Consider the following 26,428-nt stretch of genomic DNA (forward strand, 5'->3'; position numbering starts at 1 on the left):
TGCCTGCTGACACACGCAGACCAGTGGAGGCGATCGCGTTGGACAGATTGAAGGATCAGGTTGCCATCGTCACGGGTGGCGGAAGTGGAATTGGGAGGGCCACGGCCAGAATGTTCGCCGGCGAGGGCGCTTTGGTGGCGGTGGTCGACATCGATGTATCGGCCGCACGGGAGACGGCGGATCGAATCCTCGAACTGGGGGGCCAGGCGATCCCGATCCAAGCGGACGTGGCTCAGGAGGCGGACGTCGAGCGGGCCATCCATACCACGGTGAAGCAGTTCGGCCGGTTGGATATTTTGTTCAACAATGCGGGCGTGATTCTTCCAAAGGCGATGGAAGATGTTCAGGTGGAAGAGTGGGACCGCCTGATGAACATCAACGCGCGGGGCGTGTTTCTCTTTATGAAACATGCCCTGCCGCACCTTCGGAAGACGCGCGGCAAAATCATCAACATGGGCTCCATGACCGGGCTCGCCGGCCAGAAGCGCAACGTCGTCTACAGTGCCACCAAAGGCGCCGTCATTGCGATGACGCGATCCGCCGCGGTGGACCTCGCGCCCGAGGGGATACGCGTCAACGCCATCTGCCCCGCTGGCGTCTTGACCCCTCTGTTGGAGCGCTGGTTCGCACAACACCCCAATCCGACGCATGTGCGGGAGAGCCAAGATAAGTCTCATCTCCTGGGCCGGACGGCCCTGCCGGAGGAGATCGCAAGCGTGGCGGTCTTCTTGGCCAGCGATGAGTCGTCGTTCATCACGGGCCAAGCCATCCAGGTGGAGGGCGGGGCGACCATCGGTTACGGTGTGGGTCCCAAGGCGGAGTTGGTTGCAGACGAGATGGAAGACCACGTCCTCGTTAAAATTACACGCTTCGGTGAGGCAGGTGGTGCGGTGTGAAGGTGGACGCGCATCAACATTACTGGAAGGTGGAGCGTGGGGATTACGGTTGGCTGACGTCCGACGCCAGCATCCTGTACCGCGATTACCTGCCAGAGCACCTCCGTCCTCACTTGCGCGCTCGAGGGGTGGAGCGAACGGTGGTGGTCCAGGCGGCGCCCACGGTGGAGGAGACCGAGTTCTTGCTGAATTTGGCGCAACACGAACCGACCGTCGCTGGCGTCGTGGGATGGTTGGACCTCGACAGTCCGGAATTCGCGCAACAGCTGTCTCGATTTGCGAGCCATCCGAAATGGGTCGGGCTGCGGCCCATGTTGCAGGACTTGCCTGAGGATGACTGGATCCTCCGTGACCAGGTGATGGAAAACATCGGCCACTTGTGCGAGGCGGGCGTTCCGTTGGACATTCTGGTGTTCCCCAGGCATCTGCCGTATGTGATCCAGGCGCTCAGGAGGTGGCCGAACCTGCGCGCCGTGGTGGACCACCTCGCGAAGCCGCCCATCCGCACCGGCGAGATGGAACCCTGGCGGTCTTGGATGGACGAGGTGGCCCGGTTTCCCAATGTGATGTGCAAGTTGTCTGGCATGGTCACCGAGGCGGACTGGAAATCCTGGACGACCGACGACCTTCGGCCTTATGTCGAACACGTGGTGAACGCGTTCGGGCCGGACCGCGTGATGTTCGGCAGCGACTGGCCGGTTTGCCTGCAGGCGGTCAGTTATGAACAGGTGCACGACGCCCTGCTCGACTTGCTGGCACCGTTGCTAAGTTCGGCGGAGCTCGAGCAGGTGTTCGGCGGGAATGCGGTTCGGTTTTACGGCCTGGAGTGACAGACGGAGCGGAGTGGAGTGGCTTATGCATAGGTGGCAGTACCGCTGCGAAACGGATCCGGCGCTGCTGGACCGACTGGGGGATGAAGGGTGGGAGTTGGTCAGCGTGATCGTTCTCCACGAAACCCCCCACTTCTACTTCAAACGTCCGCAGCTTTCTTTCACAGAGCGCGTCACGTTGGAGCAGCGGCGGCGAGTGGGAGACGACGACCGACGATGAAAAAGAGTGGCATTCTGAATCCGGCGCTCATGCACCTGTTGACCAGTATGGGGCACACGGACTACATCACCGTGTGTGATCAAGGATTTCCCGTCCCAAAGGAACAGACGCGCGTGGATCTGGCGTTGGTGAGCGGGATTCCGACGGTGCTCGACGTGCTTCGCGCCATCGCGGGTGAGTTCATCATCGATCGCGTGGTGATCACCCAGGAGATGCGCGAGGTCAGCCCGGGCCGCGTACGCGAGCTCGAGGCCTTGCTGCCGGGGATCCTGTTGGAGACCGTGTCCCATCTGGAGTTGAAGTCGTTGGCCAAGTCGGGGAAGGGTGTGGTGCGGACCGCCGACGCATGTCCATACGCCAACATCCTGGTGGTGTCCGGGTGATGGTGCGAACATCCACCCGTTTTCCTGGATACGCACAGGGCGTCTCTCATACGGGAGGCGCCCTATGCGTTGGATGAGACGATTGTACAGCCCCACTGGGCCGATATCCGTCAGGTGGTGCTGGCGGGGACGGACAAATCACAGCCCGTTACACATGGTATTATTTTACAGGTGATCCCAGTCACGTTACGGAACAATACTACATGGCACACTCGAGAAGTATTTGAAACCAAGGGGAGGATGTTGGCGTGAAAGCGCTTGTGTATCGTGGTCCTGGACGCAAGGAATGGACGGACAGGCCCATGCCCACCATTCAATCGCCCACAGATGCGATCGTCAGAGTTACGAAAACCACCATTTGCGGCACGGATTTGCACATCTTAAAAGGGGATGTGCCAGCGGTCGTCGATGGGCGAATCCTTGGCCATGAAGGTGTCGGCATTGTGGAAGAAGTGGGGAGTGGGGTCCGCAACTTCAAGGCTGGAGACAGGGTTCTGATTTCGTGCGTTACATCCTGCGGGAAATGTGAATACTGCAAGAAGGGTATGTACTCACACTGCGAAGACGGCGGTTGGATTCTCGGGCATCTCATTGATGGGACGCAAGCCGAGTACGTGCGCATTCCACATGCGGACACCAGTCTGTATCCAATCCCGGGAGGCGTCGATGAAGAAGCTCTCGTGATGCTGAGTGACATCCTTCCGACCGGTTTTGAGGTCGGTGTCCTGAAGGGGAAGGTCCAGCCAGGAGACACAGTGGCCATTGTCGGCGCTGGTCCCGTGGGGTTGGCGGCGCTGCTGACAGCTCAGTTTTATTCCCCCGCTGAAATCATCATGGTCGACTTGGATGACAATCGGCTGGAAGTGGCGCGTACGTTTGGAGCCACGAAGACCGTGAACAGTTCCCGCGGCAATCCCGTGGAAGCGGTGATGGAACTGACGGGTGGCAAAGGCGTGGATGTCGCGATTGAAGCGGTCGGAATTCCGGCCACGTTCGATATCTGCCAGGGTATCGTGGGAGCGGGCGGCCACATCGCCAACGTGGGGGTGCACGGCAAGAGCGTGGAACTTCATCTGGAGAAACTGTGGATTCACAACATCACCTTGACCACGGGGTTGGTGGACACCAACTCGACGCCAATGCTGCTCAAAACCGTGGTCGCCGGTAAACTGGACCCCAAACAGCTCATCACCCACCGCTTTCCGCTGTCTGACATTGAGAAGGCGTATGACGTTTTCGGAAACGCCGCGAAAGAAAAAGCGCTGAAGGTCATCCTGTATCAGTGACCACACCATGACAATGGCGTGCCATGGTACAAGCAGGCATGTGATGAGGAGATCCCCCTGAAGCAGTCATCAGGGGGATCTCCTCAGTAAAATGACGTTACCACCGCGTCTGCTGGATGATGTTTCGATTTCTGTTCACCCCTCCTCAATCCCCAAATCCGCCTCGGTCACCGCCACCGCTTCTTCCGGCGATCGCGTCAGCGCCCGCGCCAACACCTCGAGCCGGTTCTGGACGCGGGAGGCAGCGTAGTCCTGGATCAGCGGGATCGGCACGCCGAACGCGTTCACGTCGCGCGGCGGCAGGCCCTCGTTGAGGGGGTACTGGCTGAGTTCGTCCATGGTGGCGCGGACGAGATTGAACAGCGCCGGATCCTGGCGGATGAGCCGATGCAGGAGATAGGTCCCGTAACCGATGTGGCGCGACTCGTCGCGGGCGATGTACTGGATGCCCTGCAGGAGCCCGGGCATCTTGCCGATGCGGCCGAGGCCGTTCCGAAAGGAGAAATACCCGGTCTCGGCGAGCACGCCCTCGACGTACATGTTGTACACGGCGGAGGCGCGGGCTTGGGCGGCCGGGGAGGGATCGTGAATCAGCCGCTGCATCGCCTCCGGTAGAATCTCATAGAAGATGCGGCGGTAGTTGGGCGTGTGGAAGACGGTGAGATCGCCCTTTTCGCCGACGGCGTCGAGAAACAGGCGGAAGAGCTCGGTGTGCTTGGCTTCTTCGAAGAGGAAGGTGGTGAGGAACATCTCCTCCTCCAGTCGGCCTTCCCGGGCGATGGTCAGGATGAGCGGGAGGAGATCGAGCGTGACCGCCTCCTCGCCGGCCTGGAACTGCGCGACGCTGCGCAGGGTCTCCTCCCGCTGCTCAGCGGTGAGGGACCGCCAATCCTCCACGTCTTGGGAGAAGTCGATCCCGCGGGGATCCCACACCCCCAGCCGCTTCGCCTTCTGGAACAACCGATACGGCAAGCTCCCGGTGTCGATCCCGCGTGCGCTGGTGCTGGCGAACTCGCGTGCCATGGTGCGCCCTCCTCTTCGGGGTTCCCGGTGCGGGGCAGGGCGGTGGTGAGCGGGGGGAAGCTGTTGTACGGTGTGTCCGCGCGAATCTGCGGCACGGCAGCGGCGTGTGGTGGGGGCCTCCGACCGGGATCGATATTATCGGTATTTTCTTTAAACTAACAGGGACTTTGGCCGGACGTCAAGAGGCAGACCGGCCGGTCGGTCTATGCGGCTCGGCGGGGGTTGGCAGCGGGGACAGTAACGCGGCCCGCCATCGCGTCAGCGCCGCATCCGGCGGCGATTCACGGCGATCCGCAGGATCTCCAGCATCAATCGCTCCGCGTCCGACTCGTTGAGCTGCACCCACTGTACGCCCAGGATGCGGCGGGCATCGACGGCTTGAACCCACACCACCTGGGCGGTGAGCTGGTGGGTCGTGCCTAACCGGAAGCGGACGGTGAGGAGGGTGCCGGTGTCAGGCGGGGTGAATGTCTCAGCGCCGGCCGGGCAGGGTGTTTCGGTGATCCTCTGACGGGGAAGGGTCCGGGGCACCACTTCGGCGTTCATCCGGGTGTTACGGGTCCGGGGCGCGCCTTCGGTGATCATGCGGGCACCGCCTGGGGAGATGTCGGTGATCACGCACGGGAACCAGGAGGACCCGGACGGGGACTGGCTTGCCTGGGGGCCTTGCTGGGTCGGGGCCGTCCGGTGTGTCAGATCGGGTTGCGGAGTTTGGATGCCGTCGTGCGCGGGCGTGAGGTCGGCACGGGGATGGACGCAGAACACGCCCTCGATATGCACCGGGACGCGAATGTGCTGTCGCCGATCCATTAAAGGAGAGGAAACCGCCGGATGTAAGGGCCGATGTCGCCGCCCACCCATGGGGACCACCTTGCCTGCGATCACGATATTTGGACTCCGCTGAGGAGTGGATCGTGGACGGCCATGGGCCCGGCCATTGAACCGCGGTGCGTGTGTGTCTCTGGGGGTTCCGCACCCACTCCTCTGAGAGGAGGATTCTCAGGCGGGGAGAAATTTCCTCTAATGACTCTAATGAACTACGGGAATCCACATCCGTTCACGCAAAGCGTCGATATTTTCCTCGTATTGGATCTTCTATACCCAACGTGCAAACACGACCCGTGAACCAAATCATCGATTGAAGTGAATATATGGTGAACACTCTCGGAAAGGGGGATCGTGGGTGCGTGAACTCGAACTCATTGAACGATGCAAGCAAGGGGATTCTGACGCTTTTGATGCGTTGATCCGGCCGCATTTACCCATGGCCTATCGAACGGCTGTGCTGATCATTCATGACCGTCATGCAGCCCAGGACGCGGTGCAGGACGCACTCGTGGAGGTGTTTCAGAATATCCGGCGCTTTGAGCCGCGGAAATCCGCTTCATTCGCTACCTGGTTCTACAGGATTGTCGTTCACAGAGCATTGAACGCTGCTCGGAGGCGAAGGAACTTCTTTGAGTTTAAGGACACGATGAGTTCGGAGCCGACACCGTCCGAGATTGTGATGACAAGGGAGGACAAGGAGCGGGTTTGGGCGGCCATCCAAGCTATGAAACCGGAATATCGTGCGGTGATTGTACTCCATTATTTTCATGATTTCAGCATTGAGGAAATATCCGGCATCCTCCGTGTGCGTCAGGGCACGGTAAAGTCTCGTTTACACAAGGCACGCAAACTGATCGCGAGTCGTTTGAGGGAGATGGATCGTGAAGCTGAACTGAAGGGAGCTGTTTGTTTTGATGAACGACCTTGATCGGAAAATTAAACGGACTTTACACGACATGGCGGATACGTTCGATGTCCCCCAGTTCCATACAGAATTCACGAGGGTCGCTGCGCGTGCAAAGTCACGATACGGTTGGTCCCGTCCCATCGGAGCTGTTGGAGCAGCATTGCTGATAACCGCTACTGTTGGTGTCGTGCAGAGGATACATCATGAAGAGCGTCCGAATTCCTCGCTCGTCAATCCGCATCTAACCGCATCCTTAACCATGAGTCCATCGGCTGATTGGATGGGTTACGTTCAATCGAAAGGCACGAAGGATGCCCCGAAACAGCCATCTGTGACGAACATCGTGCACGAGGCTGTATCGTATCCAAATGACGAAAAGACGGCCCTCCAAACAAAGATGGTGAATGCCATCGACTATTATTCAACGGTTGAGGGTTCTTTCTATGAAAACTTCTCACCGATTCATCAGAAGAGGATCATCGACTTCAAGTTGGACCTTCCGAATCAGAAGGCGGTTGTCCACATCAACACCAACGGTCATACGGAGGTGTTTACTCAAGACGGAAATTCAGGGCAGGAGGGCACGCTCCCCCCAATGAATCGGGCTCCTCAAGACTTCGATAAGGACAAAACGACCCTTCATTCGTTGAGTTCTCGGTACCTTCTCATCAACGGGAAACCGGGTTACGTGCTCAGACCTAGCCCAATCATGAGTAATGTCCAGGATGATGTGGTGTTTCCACAGACATTCGCACTCGGATTCCTGAAAGATCACAGTAAATGGAATATCGACGGAAAGACGACCTACTTAGGTCGTTCCGCCACGGTGATCAGTGGGCAGATGCCTTCCGATCTCGAACAGAAACACGACGCCGTGCGGTTTGTAGCCGTTGTAGATAATGAAACGGGGATTCTCTTGAAGGAGCAAGAGTTTAGTTCTGCGGGACAGGTCACAAACGAAATTGTTGTGACTTCACTTTCCGTGAATCAACCTGTTGATATCCCGGCAAGCAAGTGAAATGTCGATACCATTGGTCCCGCTCACCGGGCGCGGGAGCCCTGCGCGGCTCCCCACCCGCCGCGCCCAATTGACACCATGGACCAACCACCGGCCCGACCTCACCGCTCCACCCGCCGATGCCCACGGCAAACCTCGGGTCGGTCTGCTCCAATCCCTATCCTCTCTCTTTCTCCGCGTCGATTTTTGTCACACTTTTGCCCCTGGGTCCGTCAGACTGGGCGTCATCCTCCTTATCACCAAAACACCACACGCAGCGAGAAAGGACGTTCATCATGCCGAAACCCATGCGCAGCGGCGGTCGTTACATGCCTGGTCTGGATGGACTGCGGGCTCTGGCGGTCGTGGGGGTGGTGATCTACCACCTTCATGCCGCCTGGGCGCCCGGCGGATTGTTGGGCGTGGGCGTCTTCTTCGTGTTGTCGGGGTATCTCATCACCGACCTCCTGGTCGCCGAGTGGCGCCGCACGGGCCGCCTGGATCTGCGCGGCTTCTGGATCCGCCGGTTCCGCCGGTTGATTCCGGCGTTGTGGCTGATGATCGGGGTGGTCGCCGCCTGGTTGGCCGTGTCGGACCCGGTGCGGCTCGCGAAGCTGCGGGGAGACGTCGGGGCGGCGTTCTTGTACGTCAGCAACTGGTGGTATGTGTTTCACCAGGTTTCGTACTTCGATCGCTTCGGCCCACCGAGCCCCTTCGGCCACCTGTGGTCCCTGGCTGTCGAGGAGCAGTTCTACCTGGTGTGGCCGCTGCTCTTGGGTGTGGGTCTGCGCCGTCTGCGCCGAGGGCCGCTGCTGAGCTGGACCTTGGGCGGGGCGGTGGTGTCCGCTGTCGCGATGGCCCTGCTCTTTCAACCGGGCACGGATCCGAGCCGAATTTACTACGGTACGGACACGCGCGCTTTCGCGCTGCTCCTCGGGGCCGCCCTGGCACTGGTGTGGCCCAGCGAGCAGCTGCCGCGATGGCGGACGAGGGCGAGCCGCCTCGCCGCGGATGGGATCGGCGTTGTTGGGTTGGCCGCCATTTTGGTGATGTTTTTCACCACCGACGAGTACGGAACCTTTCTGTACCGGGGTGGCATGGTGCTGCTGTCGCTGGCGACGGTGGCCGTGGTGGCGGCTGCCGCGCACCCGGACAGCCGTGTGGGGAGAGCGTTGGGCTGGGGACCGTTGCGCTGGTTGGGGGTGCGCAGCTACGGCATTTATCTGTGGCATTATCCCGTGATCGCGCTGTCCACCCCGCAGAACACCGCGGGGGACATCGACTGGGTGCGGATCGTGCTGCAGGTGTGGGTCAGCGTCGGCCTGGCGGCCCTGTCCTGGCGCTATGTGGAGCAACCCATCCTCCGTATGGGCAAGCGGCAACAAAGCCCCGCGCTGGCTCCGGGGGGATTCGGCGCCCCGCGCCGGGGCGGGCAGGGGCCGTCACGACAGGTACGGCGCACCCATTCACATCGCCGCAGAGGGGTGGCCGTCACGTGGGCTACGTCGGCCGCCGTCCTGGCGGTCGCGGGCGCGGTTTGGTTCAGTCCGAATGCCGGCGCGAGCCTGCTGCAATGGACCGGTGGCGACGAGATGAGGTCTCATTTGGCCCGTCCTGGAATCAGCGTCTCAGCAGCCGCGCAGACCCCCGGGGACGCGGTGTCGTCATCCGGAGAGGCCGGGAACACCGGCACGCAGCCACAGGGTGACGGGCAGGCACAAAGCGGCGGGCAGGCACCGGGTGACGGGGAGCCGGCGGGATCGAACGGACCGGTCCAAGGGGCCGGCTCACCACCGCAAAAGGCCGGGGACGGGGTCACTGCTTCCGGGCCCTCCGCCGCCAGCCGGGAGGGAGGGACTTCTGGCCGCGCGACCGGTAACGGGGCTGGCCAGGCCAGCGGATCGAACACGTCCGGACGGACGGAGACGGCTCATCCTGTGAATCCCGGTTCGCTGGGGAAGGGCGTCACCGCCATCGGCGACTCGGTGCTCGAGGACGCCAAGCCGTACCTGGAGAAGCTGCTGCCGGGAATCGTGGTCGATGCCCAGGTGGGAAGGCAGTTCACCGAAGCGGCACAGGTCATCGGCCGCTTGCAGCAGCAGGGACGGTTGGGGAATACGGTGATCATCGAGCTCGGCAACAATGGGCCGTTCACCGAGAAACAGCTGGATGACCTGTTGGCACAGCTGGGCTCGTGCCGGGTGGTGCTGGTGAACGTGCGGGTGCCGCGGCCGTGGCAGGACGTGGTGAACCGGACACTCGCTGCGGTGGCCGCCGACCATCCCGGTGTCACCCTGGTGGACTGGTGCAGCGCCAGTGCGGGCAAGAGCCAATGGTTCTACGCGGACGGGGTGCACCTGAATCCGGCTGGCTCCCAGGCGTACGCGCAGTTGTTGGCGGGGGCGGTTCGGCCGGGGGCCGGAGGCGCCCAGACGAATCGCGATTGAACGTTGGAGCTGGGCTCAGAGCAATCCCCGCTGATGAGCCTCCATCACGGCTTCCACGCGGTTTCGGACACCGAGCCGTTGGTAGATCTCGTTTACAATGGCTTTGACGGTGTTTTCGGAGAGATGCATTTGACGGCCGATTTCATGGTTCGTCAAACCCTGCGCCATAAAGCGCAGGATCTCGATGTCCCGCAGGCCGAGCACATCCTTGGTGGGTACGCTGTCGCTGCGCGCCTGAATCCACTGCAGGGCGTGCTCGGTCACGGCCGGATCCAACACGGATTGGCCGTCCAACAGATGACGGATGGACTGCAGCAGCTCTTCCCCAGGCATGTTCTTGGACAGGTAGCCCTGAATCCCTACTTGCACGCAGGTGTGGACGACGTGTTTATCCACCGTCGAAGTGAGGATGGCGATGCGGGTCGACGGGTTGGTCTCCCGCACCGCCTTGCACAACTCAATCCCGCTCATGTCCGGCAGACGAACGTCGATCAGCGCGAGATCGGGACAGAGCGACTGAATCAAGGCCAGTCCTTCCGCGCCCGTCGCGGCCTGGCCGGCCAAGATCAGACCGTGTTCATTGAGGAACGTCTGCAAGCCGATCCGCACGAGTTCGTGATCGTCCACCACGACAATCGTATGGGTCATGATACGCTCCCCCTCACCGTGCCGTCGCCGGATACCCGGCCAGAGACACCGGAACGTGGCCGGGTTCGGCGCCTGTCCCGCTTGTGATCCTGTTCGTTCGTGAGTGGGATGGTACAGCGCACCGTGGTCCCTCCGTCATCGTTTTGAAAAATCTCCAGGCTTCCGTTCAGGCGCTGGACCGACCGGGCCATCGAATGCAACCCGAAGTGGCCGGCAGGATGGGTCAGGAAGCGCAGCGCCTCCTCCGATATCCCGATGCCTGCGTCCTGTACGGCCACGATGGCCTGCTCCCGCTCCACCAACAAATGCACGGTTGCCGCAGGGCTGTTGGCATGACGATACACGTTCGTCAGGGACTCCTCGATGACTTTCAGCACCGTTTGCCGGACGGGCAGGCTCAACCGGGAGAAGTCGCCCTCCGTGACCAGATGCGTGGGCAGCCCGGTGACGCGCTGGAACTCCTGGACCAGTAGCGTCAAAGCACTGCTGTCCGGGCCGGTTTCATCGTTCATGAAGCGAAACAGGATGGCACGCAGTTCCGCCTGGCACTGCGTGGTCAAATCGCGCAGGCGGGCAATCCGCATCTGCAGTTCCCGTTTGTCCTCCGCCGTCGGCAGCATACGCTCGAGGTGTTCGATCTCGCGAGCCACTGCAAACAGCGTTTGTGACAGCGAATCGTGCAGTTCGTCCGCCACGCGCTTCCGTTCTTCTGCGGCGACGCGGTACTGCTCACTGTCCCTCTGCTCGCACCACTCGATGGCAGTGGTGCACAGTGCCGCGAATCCGCTTACAATGGCTTCGTCATTCTGAGTGAACACGCCTTTGTTCGGCGGATTCCCCAAAAAGAGACAACCGACGGTCTTACCGTGACTCTGGAGCGGGATCGTCAGCAGCGATTCAACAGGTGGATGGCCTGGCGGCGCACCGATGGACAGAGGGTGCCTGGAAATCGACTCGACGCGCAGCGCTCCGCCTGTTTTCACGGGCAGAAAATACATACCGTGTCCCTTTGGCAGCTCGGAGAACCGTGCACGCCATCCGGACACCTTGAAATACCGGATGACGGTCGGGTCGGAAGAATCGAGCAATATGATGCCTGCGAACACGGCATGTGCCAGTTTGCGCGCGTAGTCGACCACCGCCTGCAACAGGGGTTCCAGTCCCTCATCCATCACGGGCGCCAGGCGGTTCAGCGATTCCGACAACATACGCATGACCTCTGCCGGATTGACCCTTTCACCCATTCGCTGTCCCCGTCCCTTCAGATGTTGTTGCGAGACCAGCGGGTATTGAGAAACACCCGATCGGGTGTACTCCTGTAGCTACTGATTATTCTACAATATTTCTGACCAAAGCGAACTCCCAAAGATCCTTGCGTTCTGCCGGTGCTGCCCATTTCTGTCAATGGAACCGCTTTCCGAGAGGTGACGGGTGCCGAAACAGCAGGGCTCGCGGCGTACGTCCATCGCACACCAATCAAAGAGGAGGTTTCACGGTGTTTCCAAATGCGTTCAGGTACGAGGCACCGGCAACCCTGGACGAGGCGATCCGCTTGATAGCCGAGCACGCCTATGACGCCAAGGTGTTGGCCGGAGGCCAAAGTCTGTTGCCGATGATGAAATTGCGCATCGCCGCCCCGGCCGTGTTGATTGACCTAGGCGGCATCGGGGAACTGAAAGGCTGGCGCGAAACAGAGGAGGGGCTTCGCATCGGCGCTCTGGCCCGGCATGCGGACCTGGAACGTGCGGCCGCACTGTACGGTCGCTACCCTCTGCTTTCCCGAACCGCCCGCTGGATTGCGGATCCGTTGGTGCGCAACCGCGGGACCATCGGGGGGTCCCTGGCGCACGCCGATCCGGCGTCCGATTGGGGCACAGCCATGATTGCGCTGCACGCCGAGGTGGAAGCGGCCGGCCCCGAAGGCTCCCGCCGGATCCCAATCGACGATTTCTTCGTGGATACGTTTGTGACGTCGCTCGAAGAAGGTGAACTTGTCGTCGCGGTGCACGTTCCGGCACCGTCCGGCCCCGTGGCCGCCCGGTACATGAAGCTGGAGCGCAAGGCCGGTGACTTCGCGATCGCCGGTCTGGCGGTGCACATCGTGACGGACGGAGATGGCCGCGTGGCCGAGGCGGGCATCGGGATCTGTGCCTGTGGCCCAGTTCCGCTGCGCGCGGCCAAGGCCGAGGCAGCGTTGGTTGGCCGTCCTCTGACGAACGACACCATCGCCGAGGCGTCCAGGCTCGTTCCGGAAGACGCGGATCCGGCCGACGACCTGCGCGGGTCCAGTGACTACAAGCGAGACCTGCTGCGCGTGTTCGCGTTGCGCGCACTGCGCGAAATCGCGGAAGAACTGGAAGGGAGGGCGTCGATAGCATGAAAATTGCTGTGAAAGTGAACGGGCGCCTCTATGAATCGGATGTGGAGCCACGCACGCTGCTGGCGTATTACCTGCGGGAGACGCTCAATCTGACGGGCACGCACATCGGCTGTGACACGACCAGCTGCGGTGCGTGCACGGTGCTGCTGGACGGCGAGGCGGTGAAGTCATGCACGGTGTTGGCCGTACAGGCGAATGGACGCGAGGTGATGACCGTCGAGGGTTTGGAGCAGAACGGTCAACTGCACCCAGTGCAGAAGGCGTTCTGGGAAGCCCACGCCTTGCAGTGCGGGTACTGCACGCCGGGGATGCTGATGGCCTCGTATGCCTTGCTGCAGGACAATCCGGCGCCCACCGAGGCGGAGATTCGGGAAGCGCTGTCGGGGAACATCTGCCGTTGCACCGGCTACGTCAATATTGTGAAGGCTGTCCAACTTGCGGCTCGCGAGTTGTCGGGTGAAGGTCAAGAAGCGTTGCAGGAGGTAGAGGCACATGGCGCTTCGTCAAACTGAGTTGCGGCCCTTGGGGAAACCGGTGGGCCGCAAGGAGGACCCGCGCCTGATTCGCGGCAAAGGCCGGTATGTGGATGACATCATGCTGCCGAATATGCTCCATCTCTGCGTCGTGCGCAGTCCGTATGCACACGCTCGCATCCGCCGCATCGACGCCTCGGCCGCACTCGCCGCGCCTGGGGTGAAGCTGGTTCTCACCGGGGAAGACCTGGCCAAGATGAATCTCGCCTGGATGCCCACATTGGCAGGCGACCGGCAGATGGTGCTGGCAACGGAAAAAGTCTTGTTCCAGTATCAGGAGGTCGCCGCTGTGGTCGCCGAGACCCGTGCGCAGGCGGAGGACGCGGCGCAACTGATTGAGGTGGACTACGAGCCTCTTCCGGTCGTGGTCGATCCGTTCTACGCCCTGTCTCCGGAAGCGCCGATCCTGCGCGATGATAAGGAGAAAAAATCCAACCTGATCTTCCATTGGGAAGCGGGAGACAGGGAAGAGACCGAAGCCATCTTTCGCGAGGCGCCGGTGGTCGTCAAGCAGGATGTTCGCTTTCCGCGCGTCCATCCGTCTCCGTTGGAACCGTGCGGGTGTGTGGCGGACTACGATACCGCCAGAAGCAAGCTGACCTTCTACGTCACCTCCCAGGCCCCGCATGCTCACCGCACCGTGCTCGCACTGGTCAGCGGCTTGCCGGAGCACCAAATTCACGTGATTTCACCCGATGTCGGCGGGGGATTCGGAAACAAGGTACCCGTGTACCCCGGATACGTGTGTGCCATCGTCGCCTCGCTGAAACTGGGCGTACCTGTGAAATGGATTGAAACGCGCACAGAGAACATCGCCAGTACGCACTTCGCACGCGACTACCATATGACTGCGGAGATCGCGGCGCGCGAGGACGGCAAGGTGTTGGCGCTGCGGGTGAAGACGGTAGCCGATCACGGTGCGTTTGACGGGGCGGCCGACCCATCCAAATTTCCGGCCGGGCTGTTCAGCATTGTCACTGGTTCCTACGATTTCAAAGCCGCGTTCGTGGAAGTGGACGGCGTTCACACCAACAAGCCGCCTGGCGGTGTGGCTTACCGCTGCTCCTTCCGTGTGACCGAGGCGGCGTATTTGATTGAACGCGTGATGGACGTGCTGGCTCGGCGCCTGGGGATGGACCCGGCCGAGCTGCGTATGCGCAACTTCATTCGCAAGGAGCAGTTTCCGTATCGGTCCCCCACGGGGTGGGTGTACGACAGCGGAGACTACGAAAAAACGCTCACGTTGGCGCTCGAACGGATCGGCTACGAGGAATTGCGCAGGGAGCAGGCGGAGCGGCGCGCCCGCGGGGAATTCATGGGCATTGGCATCTCGACATTCACGGAGATCGTCGGAGCGGGTCCGAGTCACACATTTGACATCCTCGGCCTCAAGATGTTTGACAGTGCTCAGATTCGCGTCCATCCCACGGGCAAGGTCATCGCGCGATTGGGCGTGCGCCATCAAGGCCAGGGGCACGAAACCACCTTCGCCCAGATCATCGCGGAAGAACTGGGCCTCACCGTCGACGACGTGTTGATTGAGGAAGGCGATACCGATACGGCTCCCTACGGGTTGGGCACTTACGCCAGCCGGTCCACACCGACCGCCGGCGGAGCGGCCGCACTGTGTGCGCGCAGGATCCGGCAGAAAGCGCGGAAGATCGCCGCGCACCTGTTGGAGGTCGGGGAAGACGACGTCGTATGGGATGGCACCGCCTTTTCGGTTCAAGGATTGCCTGGCCGTTCGGTGACGATGAAAGACGTGGCGTTCGCCGCCTACACGAATGTCCCTGAAGGCTTGGAACCCGGGCTGGAGGCCTCCTACTATTACGACCCGCCCAATCTCACCTTCCCGAACGGCGCTTACATCGCCGTGGTCGACATCGACAAGGGGACGGGCGCGGTGAAGGTGCGGCGATTCCTTGCGGTGGACGACTGTGGCACCGTGATCAACCCGATGATTGTTGAAGGCCAGGTGCATGGCGGGCTCACGGAAGGCTTCGCGATCGCGTTCATGCAGGACATTCCCTACGACGCTGACGGCAACTGTCTGGCGCCCAACTGGATGGATTATTTGGTGCCCACGGCGCTTGACACCCCGCATTGGGAAACGGACCGGACGGTGACACCGTCGCCTCACCACCCGATTGGGGCGAAGGGGGTCGGAGAGTCGCCGAATGTCGGTTCTCCTGCCGCGTTCGTGAATGCCGTGGTGGATGCCCTGTCGCCGCTCGGGGTGGAACACATCGACATGCCCATCTACCCGTGGAAAGTGTGGAGCATTCTGAGGGCGCATGGAGTGACGGAATGAATCGGCAGGCAACCTGGATGGGGGAGGGAAGACCCGGCAGTCGGATGACCGCCGGGTCCGCATGATGGGGGACCTCTTGGAAACCGCAAGGCAGTTGGATGAACGCCTGGAGCCGTACGTCTGGGTGACGGTGGTCCGCCGTGTTCGCCCGAGTTCGGCGACGGTGGGAGACAAGGCTCTGGTGACGGCGAACGGCGAGCTGATGGGGTTTGTCGGGGGCCACTGCACGCGGGAGTTGGTGATTGGCCAGGCGAAGAAGTGCCTCACCACGGGTGAAAGCACGCTTTTGCTCGTGACGGCACATCCGCCACTCCAGACGATGGAAGGTGTTACAGTACTGCCGATGACGTGCGCGTCGGAAGGAACGGTTGAACTGTTCCTGGAACCCAGGAATGTGGAACCTGTGTTGCTGATTGTGGGCGATTCTCCGATTGCGCACGCGCTGGCCGAGTTGGCGCCAAGATTCGCATTCGTTCCCTGCCGCATTTCACTGGAAGAATCCATGGGTTCCGGATCTGCGGAGGAACCGGTTGGCAAGCTGCGCCATCAGATGGGTTTTCGTACGGGGCAGACCGTGTACGCAGTGGTCGCCACGATGGGCCTGTACGACGTCGAAGCGGTGATGGCGGCGGCCTCCATCCCCTTGCGCTACCTGGGCTTGGTGACCAGCCCGAGGCGCTGGCAGGCCATGCACGCGGAGTTGGCAGAAGCAGGTGCTTCCAACCGCCTGCTGGAGTTTGTGTCGGCGCCGGCGGGATTGGACATTGGGGCCCAGGGTCCGCAGGAGATCGCCCTCAGCATTCTGGCGCAAATCGTGGAACGCAGGCGCCGTGGCACAGGCATGGCTTGGGACGGTGAACTCGTTCCAGGCGCCGAGGTCAAGGAGCATGCGGACGCGTCCATGCGTCCGCATGCCACTGCTGTGCATGAATCGGAGTCCGCGGAACGGAACCGTGAGGCGCCACATGAGGTGATCGATCCGGTCTGCGGGATGACGGTGGACTTGTCGAAGACCCCACACCGTCTGGAATGGAACGGGACGGAATACGGATTTTGCTGCGCGGGCTGCCGGCAGCGTTTCGCGCGTGATCCAGAGCGCTACCTCAGCCACGCATGACCCTTTCGAGAACGCCACAGCGAAGGAGACGATAGCATGCGTACGTACCAAGGAGAATTCACGATTGAGAAACCCCGCAGCCAGGTGTGGGCGTTCGTGACCAACCCACATCAGATGGGACCGTGCATCCCAGACTTGATTGAATTGAACGTCGAAAGTGAGAACCGCTTTCGTACCCTGGTGAAGGTGGGCATCGGGCCCATACGGGGCAAGTTCGATCTGACCAGTGAACTGACTGTGGAGGAACCGGGGCGCTCCGCGTCCTTGTCCATCCGGGGAGGAGGCATGGGCAGCGGGGTCGACATGAAGGCCGCCATGGAGTTGAGTGACACCGACGGCGGAACCCTGCTGAAGTGGCGATGCGACACGGTCATCAGCGGCCCCATTGCGAGTCTTGGCGGACGTTTGATTGACGGAGAGGCGCGGAAAATCACAGAAAAAGTATTCGCCAATCTGAAGACGGCTTTGCTTTCGGCACCGGACGAGGAGGCGTTGGCCGCCGAAGGGGATGCATCCGCGGCCGATGAGGCTGCAGCGGCGGAAGCCGAGGAAGGAACAACCGCGGTGAAGGACGTGTGACCGGGGCGGAGGAGGTTCAGATGAACGGTCAGGTGCGCCAGCTGCAGGAGGCGTTGCGGAACGTTCACTATGTCGCGGAGGAAGGGCTGGCGACCGTGCTGTATTTGTCCCAGCAGCTGCGCCGTCCTCTATTGTTGGAAGGTCCAGCGGGTGTGGGGAAGACGGCGTTGGCAAAGGCACTGGCCGAGATCCGTTCAGTGAACCTGATTCGGTTGCAATGTTATGAGGGCCTGGACGCGAGCCAGGCCTTGTACGACTGGGATTATCCCAAGCAACTGCTGATGGCACGCGCGGCCTTCGCGAGCGGGGACGTGGACCAGACGGCTCTGTACAGCGAGCGGTTTCTCATCGAACGTCCGCTACTGCGCGCCCTTCGGGAAAGGCCAGCCCCGGTGCTGCTGGTGGACGAGGTGGACAGGGCCGATGAAGAGTTTGAAGCCATGCTGTTGGAGATTCTCTCGGATTTCCAAATCACCATTCCCGAGTTGGGAACGTTTCGAGCAGATGAGCCGCCGTCGGTGGTGCTGACGTCGAACCGCACACGGGACCTGTCCGATGCGCTGCGGCGCCGCTGCCTGTACATCTGGGTTGACTATCCGTTGCCGGAACAGGAGGCCGCCATCATTTCGCTGCATGTTCCGCAGCTGGCCCCCGACCTCGCCAGGCAAATCGCACGGAGTGTGCGCCGGTTGCGCAAGTTGTCGCTGCTCAAACCTCCCGGATTGGCGGAGTCCATCGATTTCGCGCGGGCGCTGTGCGAACTGGGTGCGCAGGAGTTGGACGAGACGGTCACCCGCCTGACGATCGGATGCCTGTTGAAGACGCAGGAGGATGCAGCCCTGGTGCAGGAGAGAGGATTGAACCTGATATGGAACGCTTGACTGCCGAGGAATTCGGGTCTCTCACGGCGGGCGTTGTGAAACAGGTCGCGAATTTCGGTGCCTGGCTGCGCCCCTACGGATTTCAGGCGGGGATTTCCGAGACGCTCACGGCCATCGCCGCCTTGACGCAGTTGGACATCGAGCGGATGGACCAAGTGTGCTGCGCCTTTCGATCCGTTTATTGCCGGACCCCCTCGCAGTGGCACATGTTTCCCAGGCTGTTCGAACGGTATTTCTGCAACCGGCAGCCCCGTCTGGAGCAAAAGCATCGTCTGCTGCCGGAGGAGGGGGGCGGGGATGGGTCAGAAAGCGCCAGAACCCTGAATCACCCGTTGGTGCAGACGGTGCAGGGAACCCTTGCCGGACGGCATCCGGACGACGGCGAGCGGTACGCGTTGAGGGCACATGGACAAGCGCTGCAGGACGTGCTGCAGATCACGCGCTTGGCGGTCCGCGCCCTCAACGCACCGCCCAGCCGAAGGGCATGGCGGCGCGGCCGCGAGCGGATCGACATGCGCCGCACCATCCGCCTCGCCATGCGCCGTGCCGGCGAACCGATGACCCTTCAGTGGCGCACACGGCGTCCCGACAAGCCCAGGGTCATTCTCGTGCTTGATATATCCGGTTCTATGAAACCGTATTCCGAGTTTTTCACGGCCTTGGCCTGGTCGTTTACGCGGGTTCGTGTGCGCACGCAAATCTTCTTGTTTTCGACGCGGTTGTTGCGTGTGACGGCGTTGATCGCCCGCCATGCGGTGACCGGCATCCCCTCCGCCAACCTGCCCGGACTGAAGGGGGGGACTCGCATCGGCAAGGCCCTGACGGAACTGATGAACCGCCACGGTGGCCTGTTAAACCGGCACACCTGTGTCGTCATCGCCTCCGACGGATTCGATGCGGGCGATCCGTTGCAACTCCACTCCGCGATGCGCGACCTGGCGGCCCGAGTGGGCAGGGTGATCTGGATCAACCCCTTGCTGGCGGAACCGGACTACCAGCCGACGGCGTCGGGCATGTCGGCGGCCCTGCCCTATGTGGACGCGTTCGTCGATGTCCACGACGTGTCATCTTGGCGTAAGGCGGTTTCGGGCGGGGCCCTGCACGCTACAGGGCCGTGAGCGGTCAGTAGTGGATCTTTTCCCGCCCGTGCAACGGGCCACCGGATCGGGCCGCGCGCGCCGCCAGCAACTCGGACACGATGGAAACCGCCACCTCGTCAATCGTTTCTGCGCCGATGTCGAGCCCGACCGGTGCGTGGATGGGGCCGTCCTCGAGATCCGAATGGATGTTCTCCAGCATCTCCCGTGTGCGCGCCAGCGGACCCAAAACGCCGATAAACTTCGGCTGCGCCTGAAGGGCCAGGCGCAACGCGGCCTCGTCGCGAGCCTGCAGGTGATTCATGATCAGCCACCAGCTGGAGGTCAGCTGAGCGGGATCGGCTTCGGCCGGTTCGACGATGAGATGCTCTGCCGATGGGAATCGAAGCGGTCCGTTGAACTCCTTGCGCGGGTCCAGCACGGTTACGCGGAACCCGCATTTGGCTGCGATTGCTGCGACGGGGACGGTGTCGTGTCCCGCGCCGCAAATGATCAGCCGCTCGTTGGGCCGCATCGTGTCGATGAAGAAACGGCGCCCGTCCACCTCGACGACTTCTGCCCGGGTTCGGCTCCAGACGGCGCTCGTCAATCGCTGCAGCACCGCCTGCGGCAGACGGTCCGCGTCACTCGACGCCGGCTCGGTCCCGACAAACACTGCACGAGTGCCCATCGGCAGTTCCATCGCCAAGGAGACGGCCTGGTCCTGTTGGACCTGTTCCCGAACCGCTCGCCAAAACGGGTCGTCCGGCTCAACCGGAAAGATGGCCACCTCCATCGTGCCTTTGCACCCGATTCCAAGCGACCACATTTCGTTTTCGCTGAGGTCGTACTGGACGAGGCGAGGTTTTCCCTCTGCAAACGTCCTTTCCGCCCATCCGTATAAATCGGATTCCAGGCAACCGCCGCTCAGGGTGCCCAGCATCTTTCCTGTCTCTGTCATCATCATTTTGGCGCCCGGGAGACGGTAGGCGGACCCTTTCACCTGGGTGATGGTCAACAGCGCGGCACGTTCACCGTCTGTCCATGCTTGTTCGATTCGCGTGAACACTTCACGGGCTTCATCGATGCGTGACACCATCAATCATCTCCTTTGAGTGAGACGACGGATGAATCGGAACAGGGGGCTGTGCCGATTCGCGTTCCGCTCCCGTTCGTTCCATCTAATGCAGTTATATCATGAATTCTCATGAATGACGGAAAAGGGAGCGGCACCCGGAATGGTGTTCTTTCATACCGGATTGGAGATTGATCGCCATCCGGGCTCTCGGCTTGAATGGGATCAACGGATGAAGTCTTCGCCACCCTTGTCCATCCGACGGTCCACAATCGATCCACCAAGGAGTACATGAAAGGAGAGCAACCCATGGACGAACGCCACCGGATGGCCGGAAGTGTCAGTGCTCTGGGGGGCGGATTCGGTGCCTTCGCGGGCGCCGTCATCGATTTGTGGACTGGGACTTCGGGCCTCGTCGCTTTCGTGTTCTCAGGTCTTGGTTCGATGGCAGGCGCCTACCTGGGATTCAGAATGAGCGCGGACGACCAGGGGGATGTGGACCTCCCTTGCGCTTCTCCTATCGACGCGGACATTCGCCGGCAGCATGATGCCATGTGGTCCTTGATGGGCGGCATGGTAGGCGGCATGTACGGTTCGGTACTGGGCGCACTGTTGCCAGCGGCCGTTTGGGTGCTGCACCTGCACCGGGTGCCCACAGCGATGGAGGTCATGGGGATTTTCAATGTGATCATGGGCGGATGCATGAGCGGTATGGGCGGCGGCACGAGTGGTGCGTGGCTGGCCGCCAGCCGGGCAGGAATGGTTGGAAGAAACAGGGCCTCGGAGCGTGCACGCGAGCAGAGGCCATCTGAACTTGAATTGCCATTTCATGGTACCCCAGTACGCCCGGTTCGGCGAAATGGACGCTAGATGGACGACGGCGGTTCGTAAATCCCAAACTGGGCCCACAGGTCTTCCATCTCTTGCAGGATCTCGGCGGCCTGCTGGGACACGCAACTGTTCGGCATTCACATGACCTTCATGCAACAGATCACGATGATCTTGTTCTTCATCGTCACCAGCAAAGGGGTTGCCGCGGTCCCCTCGTCCTCGATGGTCATCCTGTTGGCCACGGCAACAGCGGTTGGGCTGCCCGCCGAGGGGGTGGCACTCATTCTCGGGGTGGACCGCATCATCGATATGGCCCGTACGGCGGTGAATGTGATGGGACATGTCTTTTCATCGGCGGTCGTCGCGCGGTGGGAAGGCGTGCTCGGCAAACCCCAAAGCACCCCTGCCGCTCTATCAACGGAGGGTCAGGTGGAGACGGCCAAAATATGAGTATCCAAAATCGACGGAGGGGGCGCATGTGGATACTGGAGCGGCCCGCGCCCCGGCCCGCGCCCCAATCCCGGCATCCCCTGCACTCCGCGCATCACCCCTGCGCCGCGGCCTCCCGGGCACGCACGACTCGGCAGCCGGCTTCGCGCAGGCGTGCGAGGGCCTCTTCCGGCATCCCGTCGTCCGTGATCCACAGATCGGGCTCGTCAATGCGGGCGACGGGTGCCAGCGTGACGCGGCCGAACTTGCTGTGATCGGCGACAATGATCCCGCGCGTGGCGGAGTGAAGCATCATCTTGTCGGTGCGGCTCTCCATCAGGTTGGGCGTGGTGAAGCCCGCCTGCACGTCCACACCGTCGACCCCGACAAAAGCGAAATCTGCGTTCATCTGCGTCAGCGCCTCGTCCGCCAAATGTCCGACCGCCGCGTACGATCCCGGTCGCACAATTCCGCCGATCATCACCAGCGTGATATGCGGATGCCCCGCCAGTTCCGCCGCGATGTTGATCGCCGGTGTGATGACGGTCAGGTGCCGCTTCTTCAACAGCTCCCGCGCCAGGTAGGTGGTGGTCGATCCCGCACTCAGCATGACCACCTGGCCGTCCTGCACCATCGCAGCCGCTGCTGCCGCGATCTGGCGCTTCTGTGCCGTGTTCAACCCCATCTTCTCCTGGAAGCGCATCTCCAGCGCAGACGCCGGGTTCGCCGTCGCGCCCCCACGGACGCGGCGAATGCGGTTTTGGGATTCCAGGATGTCGAGATCCCGCCGCAGTGTCACTTCGCTGACGCCGAAGAAATGGCGGAGCTGTTCGATCCGCACCTCTCCACACTCCGTCACCCACTCGACAATCCGCTGCCGGCGCTCCTCCGCGGACAACCCGTCCGGGGAACGCGCCTGCTCTTTTTCCACCGTCTCCTGATGCTCCATCCGTCCTTCACCCGCACTCCACACCGGTCATCCAAGCCTGTACCCCTGCACGGCACAGGCTCTCTCGTGCAATAGCATAACACACGCCGGGCGCGGAGAGGGCCGGAAATGAAAGGTTTGTATTTCGATTCTATTTCGTTATTTGAATGAATAACGATCGAAAATCACACAAACATCTTGCGAAATGCGTTCGCATCATTTACAGTACCCTTGTAAAACGGTTTCATCTTGAGTGGCGTGCAAGCCGGGATTTCTGTCGTCATGACTTGTTGCCAGTCTCACACTTCTGGTCTTTGGGAGGAGGCACCACCGATGGGACCATCCAACGGGAAACCTGCCGGATTGGTTCGCGCCATTGGGTTGTTTGAGGCGACCACCATCAACATGTCGCAGATGGTGGGGATTGGGCCATTTATCACCATTCCGCTCATTCTGTCCGCCATGGGCGGGCCGCAGGCGTTGTTCGGCTGGATCGCCGGCGCGTTGCTCGCGATGGCCGACGGCCTGGTCTGGGCCGAGCTCGGCGCAGCGATGCCGGGCGAGGGCGGATCGTACGTGTATCTGCGCGAGGCGTTCCAGTACAGCACCGGCAAACTGATGCCGTTTTTGTTCGTATGGTCGACGCTCATCGCCACGCCGCTCATCATGTCGACCGGCATGATCGGTATGGCCAACTACCTCGTCTACTTCTGGCCGGGGATGACGCCGCTGGAGACCAAGTTGGTCGCGGCCGGCATCACCGTCATCACCGTCGCGCTCCTGTACCGGCGCGTGACGGGCGTGACGAAGGTGACCAAGGTGCTGTGGGCGGGGATGATCCTCACCGTCCTGCTCATTATCGTGGCCGGCCTGACTCACTTCCATGCCGACCGGGCGTTCGCGTTCCCCGCCGGGGCATTCGCGCCGAACAAGTTCCTGGCGGGCCTTGGCGCCGGCATGCTGATCTCCATCTACGACTACCTCGGGTACTACACCGTCGCCTACATGGGGGACGAGGTCAAGGACCCGGGTCGAACCATCCCGCGTGCGATTGTGCTGTCCATTATCCTGGTGGCCATCATCGACATGGCCATCAACCTCAGCATCATCGGGGTCGTGCCCTGGCAGACGGCCATCAACAGCCAGAACATCGGTACGCTGTTCATGCAGACCGTGTGGGGCAAGACTGGCGCTACGCTGATCACCCTGCTGATCCTGTGGACGGCGTTCGCCTCGGTCTATACGGGCCTGCTCGGTGCTTCGCGACTTCCGTATAACGCGGCGCGCGACGGGCTGTTTTTCAGCAGCTTCGGGAAGCTGCATCCCAAGCACCAGTTTCCGCACATCTCCCTGCTGGTGATGGGTGCGTTCACGGCCGTGTTCTGCTTCTTCAACCTGCAGCAGATCATCAACGCCCTGATGGCCGTCTCCATCGTCGTGCAGTTCATCGGCCAGATTGTGGCGCTGACCGTCCTGCGCCGCCGGCAGCCGGATCTGAAACGGCCGTTCAAACAGTGGCTGTATCCGTTGCCGAGCCTGATCGCCCTGATCGGGTGGGTGTGGATCTTCTACTCCTCCGGTTGGCAGGCCATCGAGTGGGCGATCATTTGGACCGCTCTCGGCATCCTGGTGTTCCTCGTCTGGGCCGCGCGCGGCAAGCAGTGGCCCTTCGGGGAGAAGGTCATCCGCGAACAGTACCTGTCCGCGCAACGGTGAAGTGTGGCCGTGGGGACATAACGCGAAGCGTTATGCGGTCCCACGGCGCCTTCGCCTTGCAGACACCCGCGTAAAGGGGGATGGGGCGTATGGCGCCAGAGTACCTGTTGGCGTTCGATTTTGGCGGAACGAAATTGGCGATCGCGGCGGCCACGCCGGATGGCCGCATCCTGTCGAGGGCGCAGGTGGCGACCGCGGAGTGCCGTGACGCCGCCGACGCCCTGCGCCGGGCCATCGTCGCCGGCCAAGGGCTCGCCCGGGCCGCCGAGGCGGAGGGGACGCGGCTGGCCGGCATCGGGATCGCCACCATGGGAATCACCCGCCGCGACGGAGTTGATATGGCGCCCAACGTGCCTGGGTGGCACGCGCTGCGCCTGTGGGACGCCTTCGGCGAAGCGTTCCCCGGCACCCCTGTGGCCATCGCGAACGATGTGAAGGCGGCCGCCCTCGCGGAGGTGCGCAACGGGGCGCTGCAGGGCACGCGGAGCGGGATGTATGTCAACCTCGGCACCGGCATCGCCGTGGCGCTCACCATGGGCGATCAGGTCCTCGAAGGCAGCCACGGCGCGGCCGGCGAGATCGGCTACAACCTGCGCCGACCGGATGAATCACACGGTGTCCGGGACGGCGTCGCCCCGCTCGAGGAATACACCGGTGGAAAGGCGCTGGGCGAGCGGGCCACCCGTCGGTTCGGCCGCTCCTTGACCGCGGCAGACGTGTTCGCCCTCGTCGCCGAAGACCCCGAGGCCCGGGCGTTCGTGGACGACGCCATGACCGAGCTGGCCTTTCACCTGGCCAACGCCATGGTGCTCTGGGACCCAGAGGTCGTGGCGCTCGGCGGCGGCATGATGGGCGCTCAGGATCTCATCCTGCCCGTCATCGAACGATACGTCCGCAGGTTCGTCCCGTTCCCGCCTCGACTGACCTTGGCCTTTCACCGCCGGGATGCCGGCCTGCATGGCGCGCTGGAGCTGGCCCGGCAGGCCATGGCGCAAGAGAAGACGAAGCAAGGAGGCGATTCGCTTGTCATACACCCGTGATGAGATTGACCACCAGCCCGAGGCGTGGCGCCTCACCCTGGCGGTCACCGACGCCTGGTGGGACGCTCACGGCGAACGCCTCGCGCAGGCATCCGTCGGCACGGTGGTCTTCACCGGCTGCGGGACGTCGTATCACCTGGCGCACAGCGCGGCGCGCCTGTGGCAGCTCGCCACCGGCCATCGGGCCATCGCGATCCCCGCGTCCGAGGTGTTCCTCTCTGGCACCGGCGCGCTGCCAGAGGACGGGCCGCTGACGCTGTTCGCCATCTCCCGGTCCGGCACGACCACCGAGGTGCGGTGGGCGGTCGAACAGGTGCGGCGGGACCGGCCCGGGAGTCACGTGGTGGCTGTCACCTGCCACGGGGACAGCGATCTGGCCCGCCTGTGCGAATACCCGCTCGTCCTTCCGCACGCCGCGGAGCGGTCGGTGGTGATGACGCAGTCGTTCACCAGTATGCTGCTGGCGCTGCAGCGGCTGGCCGTGCACGTGGCTGGCCGGGACGATCTCATCGCCGAACTCGACGGCCTGCCGGACCTGCTCACCCGTCACATGGCTGAGTTCGCCGCATTCGGGCAGTGGGCGGGGGCGAGGGACGCCTGGCGCCAGTACATCTTCCTCGGCCTTGGCCCTTACGAGGGGCTGGCGCGGGAGGCGACCTTGAAGCTCAAGGAGATGACCCAGGTCGCGTGTGAGGCGTACAACCCGCTGGAGTTTCGCCACGGCCCCATCTCCATGGTGGCACCGGGCACCGTGGTGGTGTCGCTGGTCGACGCCGCCAACGCCGTGGCCGTGCAGGCCGTCGGGCGGGATGTGGCGAGGTTGGGCGGCAGCGTGATCGAACTCGTCCCGGAGGGAGTCTCCCCTGCGGAGGACGTGGCTCGGACGCTGGTCCTGCCGCCGGTGAGCGATTGGAGCCGGGCGGTGCTGTACATGCCGGCGCTTCATCACCTGGCGTTGGCGCGGGCGGAGTTGCTCGGCCTGAACCCGGATCAGCCCCGGCACCTGACGCAGGTGGTGACGCTGTGACGGGGGCCGACCCCGGTGTTCGGCGCCCGGTAGGGGTGGC

Annotated in this window: 26 protein-coding genes; 20 read left to right on the plus strand and 6 right to left on the minus strand. The window is 62.3% G+C overall.

Going from position 1 to position 26,428, the window contains the following annotated elements:
• Positions 1-38: 38 nt before the first annotated feature.
• The 5 genes from N687_RS0113745 to N687_RS0113765 all read left to right on the plus strand — a co-directional run bounded on the left by N687_RS0113745 (position 39) and on the right by N687_RS0113765 (position 3,615).
• Positions 39-896 (plus strand): SDR family NAD(P)-dependent oxidoreductase, encoded by an 858-nt coding sequence (locus tag N687_RS0113745; protein ID WP_231493482.1) that lies wholly within the window; start codon positions 39-41, stop codon positions 894-896.
• Positions 893-1,726, plus strand: coding sequence for an amidohydrolase family protein (locus N687_RS0113750; protein ID WP_029422397.1), 834 nt, complete (start codon positions 893-895; stop codon positions 1,724-1,726). Before N687_RS0113745 ends, N687_RS0113750 begins: the two co-directional genes overlap by 4 nt.
• 25 nt (positions 1,727-1,751) lie before the next feature.
• Entirely contained in the window at positions 1,752-1,946 is a 195-nt protein-coding gene (locus N687_RS0113755; protein WP_029422398.1) for a hypothetical protein, read from the plus strand.
• A complete protein-coding gene (gene rbsD, locus N687_RS0113760) occupies positions 1,943-2,329 on the plus strand; it encodes a D-ribose pyranase (protein ID WP_029422399.1) in 387 nt (128 codons plus the stop codon). The genes N687_RS0113755 and rbsD overlap by 4 nt, the downstream gene beginning before the upstream one ends.
• Positions 2,330-2,577: 248 nt before the next feature.
• Positions 2,578-3,615, plus strand: coding sequence for a zinc-dependent alcohol dehydrogenase family protein (locus N687_RS0113765; protein WP_029422400.1), 1,038 nt, complete (start codon positions 2,578-2,580; stop codon positions 3,613-3,615).
• Positions 3,616-3,750: 135 nt separating this feature from the next.
• Here the strand turns inward: N687_RS0113765 and N687_RS0113770 are convergent, their stop codons facing one another.
• Both N687_RS0113770 and N687_RS23980 read right to left on the minus strand, forming a co-directional pair.
• Complete coding sequence (locus N687_RS0113770) at positions 3,751-4,638, minus strand: R2-like ligand-binding oxidase (RefSeq protein WP_029422401.1); 888 nt, start codon at positions 4,636-4,638, stop codon at positions 3,751-3,753.
• Between the two features lie 258 nt (positions 4,639-4,896).
• Positions 4,897-5,448, minus strand: coding sequence for a PilZ domain-containing protein (locus N687_RS23980; RefSeq protein WP_156040154.1), 552 nt, complete (start codon positions 5,446-5,448; stop codon positions 4,897-4,899).
• Positions 5,449-5,821: 373 nt separating this feature from the next.
• Here N687_RS23980 and N687_RS0113785 point away from each other — a divergent pair, with 373 nt between their 5' ends.
• The 3 genes from N687_RS0113785 (at position 5,822) to N687_RS0113795 (ending at position 9,817) form a co-directional block, all read left to right on the plus strand.
• Positions 5,822-6,394, plus strand: coding sequence for an RNA polymerase sigma factor (locus N687_RS0113785; protein ID WP_029422403.1), 573 nt, complete (start codon positions 5,822-5,824; stop codon positions 6,392-6,394).
• Positions 6,381-7,391 carry a hypothetical protein gene (locus N687_RS21235; RefSeq protein ID WP_029422404.1) on the plus strand — a complete coding sequence of 337 codons (1,011 nt, stop codon included), beginning with the start codon at positions 6,381-6,383 and terminating at the stop codon, positions 7,389-7,391. Before N687_RS0113785 ends, N687_RS21235 begins: the two co-directional genes overlap by 14 nt.
• Positions 7,392-7,666: 275 nt before the next feature.
• Positions 7,667-9,817 (plus strand): acyltransferase family protein, encoded by a 2,151-nt coding sequence (locus N687_RS0113795; RefSeq protein WP_035462302.1) that lies wholly within the window; start codon positions 7,667-7,669, stop codon positions 9,815-9,817.
• Positions 9,818-9,832: 15 nt separating this feature from the next.
• On the opposite strand, the gene N687_RS0113800 is transcribed toward N687_RS0113795, so the two are convergent.
• Both N687_RS0113800 and N687_RS0113805 read right to left on the minus strand, forming a co-directional pair.
• Positions 9,833-10,465, minus strand: a complete 633-nt coding sequence (locus tag N687_RS0113800) for a response regulator (RefSeq protein WP_029422406.1) — start codon at positions 10,463-10,465, stop codon at positions 9,833-9,835.
• Positions 10,462-11,709 carry a GAF domain-containing sensor histidine kinase gene (locus tag N687_RS0113805; RefSeq protein ID WP_029422407.1) on the minus strand — a complete coding sequence of 416 codons (1,248 nt, stop codon included), beginning with the start codon at positions 11,707-11,709 and terminating at the stop codon, positions 10,462-10,464. The genes N687_RS0113800 and N687_RS0113805 overlap by 4 nt, the downstream gene beginning before the upstream one ends.
• A gap of 251 nt (positions 11,710-11,960) precedes the next feature.
• Here N687_RS0113805 and N687_RS0113810 point away from each other — a divergent pair, with 251 nt between their 5' ends.
• From N687_RS0113810 to N687_RS0113840, 7 genes are all read left to right on the plus strand, one after another.
• Positions 11,961-12,845 (plus strand): FAD binding domain-containing protein, encoded by an 885-nt coding sequence (locus N687_RS0113810; RefSeq protein WP_029422408.1) that lies wholly within the window; start codon positions 11,961-11,963, stop codon positions 12,843-12,845.
• Positions 12,842-13,357 carry a (2Fe-2S)-binding protein gene (locus N687_RS0113815; RefSeq protein ID WP_029422409.1) on the plus strand — a complete coding sequence of 172 codons (516 nt, stop codon included), beginning with the start codon at positions 12,842-12,844 and terminating at the stop codon, positions 13,355-13,357. The genes N687_RS0113810 and N687_RS0113815 overlap by 4 nt, the downstream gene beginning before the upstream one ends.
• Positions 13,338-15,689, plus strand: a complete 2,352-nt coding sequence (locus N687_RS0113820) for an aerobic carbon-monoxide dehydrogenase large subunit (RefSeq protein ID WP_029422410.1) — start codon at positions 13,338-13,340, stop codon at positions 15,687-15,689. The genes N687_RS0113815 and N687_RS0113820 overlap by 20 nt, the downstream gene beginning before the upstream one ends.
• 76 nt (positions 15,690-15,765) lie before the next feature.
• Positions 15,766-16,806 carry an XdhC family protein gene (locus tag N687_RS0113825; protein ID WP_231493483.1) on the plus strand — a complete coding sequence of 347 codons (1,041 nt, stop codon included), beginning with the start codon at positions 15,766-15,768 and terminating at the stop codon, positions 16,804-16,806.
• Between the two features lie 36 nt (positions 16,807-16,842).
• Positions 16,843-17,385 carry a CoxG family protein gene (locus tag N687_RS0113830; RefSeq protein WP_081841401.1) on the plus strand — a complete coding sequence of 181 codons (543 nt, stop codon included), beginning with the start codon at positions 16,843-16,845 and terminating at the stop codon, positions 17,383-17,385.
• Positions 17,386-17,405: 20 nt separating this feature from the next.
• The gene (locus tag N687_RS0113835) at positions 17,406-18,266 is read left to right on the plus strand and encodes an AAA family ATPase (protein ID WP_029422413.1); all 861 of its coding nucleotides are present in this window, start codon (positions 17,406-17,408) and stop codon (positions 18,264-18,266) included.
• Positions 18,254-19,384, plus strand: coding sequence for a vWA domain-containing protein (locus N687_RS0113840; protein WP_029422414.1), 1,131 nt, complete (start codon positions 18,254-18,256; stop codon positions 19,382-19,384). The genes N687_RS0113835 and N687_RS0113840 overlap by 13 nt, the downstream gene beginning before the upstream one ends.
• Before the next feature lie 4 nt (positions 19,385-19,388).
• Here N687_RS0113840 and N687_RS0113845 read toward each other — a convergent pair whose 3' ends face one another.
• Positions 19,389-20,441, minus strand: a complete 1,053-nt coding sequence (locus N687_RS0113845) for an XdhC family protein (protein WP_231493484.1) — start codon at positions 20,439-20,441, stop codon at positions 19,389-19,391.
• Positions 20,442-20,726: 285 nt separating this feature from the next.
• Between N687_RS0113845 and N687_RS0113850 the strand changes: the two genes are divergently transcribed.
• Both N687_RS0113850 and N687_RS0113860 read left to right on the plus strand, forming a co-directional pair.
• The gene (locus N687_RS0113850) at positions 20,727-21,287 is read left to right on the plus strand and encodes a hypothetical protein (RefSeq protein WP_029422416.1); all 561 of its coding nucleotides are present in this window, start codon (positions 20,727-20,729) and stop codon (positions 21,285-21,287) included.
• A gap of 111 nt (positions 21,288-21,398) precedes the next feature.
• Positions 21,399-21,698 (plus strand): cation:dicarboxylate symporter family transporter, encoded by a 300-nt coding sequence (locus N687_RS0113860; protein WP_419670134.1) that lies wholly within the window; start codon positions 21,399-21,401, stop codon positions 21,696-21,698.
• A gap of 94 nt (positions 21,699-21,792) precedes the next feature.
• Here the strand turns inward: N687_RS0113860 and N687_RS0113865 are convergent, their stop codons facing one another.
• Entirely contained in the window at positions 21,793-22,626 is an 834-nt protein-coding gene (locus N687_RS0113865) for a DeoR/GlpR family DNA-binding transcription regulator (RefSeq protein WP_051663253.1), read from the minus strand.
• A gap of 312 nt (positions 22,627-22,938) precedes the next feature.
• On the opposite strand from N687_RS0113865, the gene N687_RS0113870 reads away from it, so the two are divergent.
• From N687_RS0113870 to N687_RS0113880, 3 genes are all read left to right on the plus strand, one after another.
• A complete protein-coding gene (locus N687_RS0113870; RefSeq protein WP_029422419.1) occupies positions 22,939-24,321 on the plus strand; it encodes an APC family permease in 1,383 nt (460 codons plus the stop codon).
• Between the two features lie 89 nt (positions 24,322-24,410).
• The gene (locus N687_RS0113875; protein ID WP_051663254.1) at positions 24,411-25,361 is read left to right on the plus strand and encodes an ROK family protein; all 951 of its coding nucleotides are present in this window, start codon (positions 24,411-24,413) and stop codon (positions 25,359-25,361) included.
• Positions 25,345-26,388, plus strand: coding sequence for an SIS domain-containing protein (locus N687_RS0113880; protein WP_051663255.1), 1,044 nt, complete (start codon positions 25,345-25,347; stop codon positions 26,386-26,388). Before N687_RS0113875 ends, N687_RS0113880 begins: the two co-directional genes overlap by 17 nt.
• The last annotated feature ends 40 nt before the right edge of the window (positions 26,389-26,428 follow it).

The organism is Alicyclobacillus macrosporangiidus CPP55 (genome assembly GCF_000702485.1).
Classification (GTDB): Bacteria; Bacillota; Bacilli; order Alicyclobacillales; family Alicyclobacillaceae; genus Alicyclobacillus_H; species Alicyclobacillus_H macrosporangiidus_B.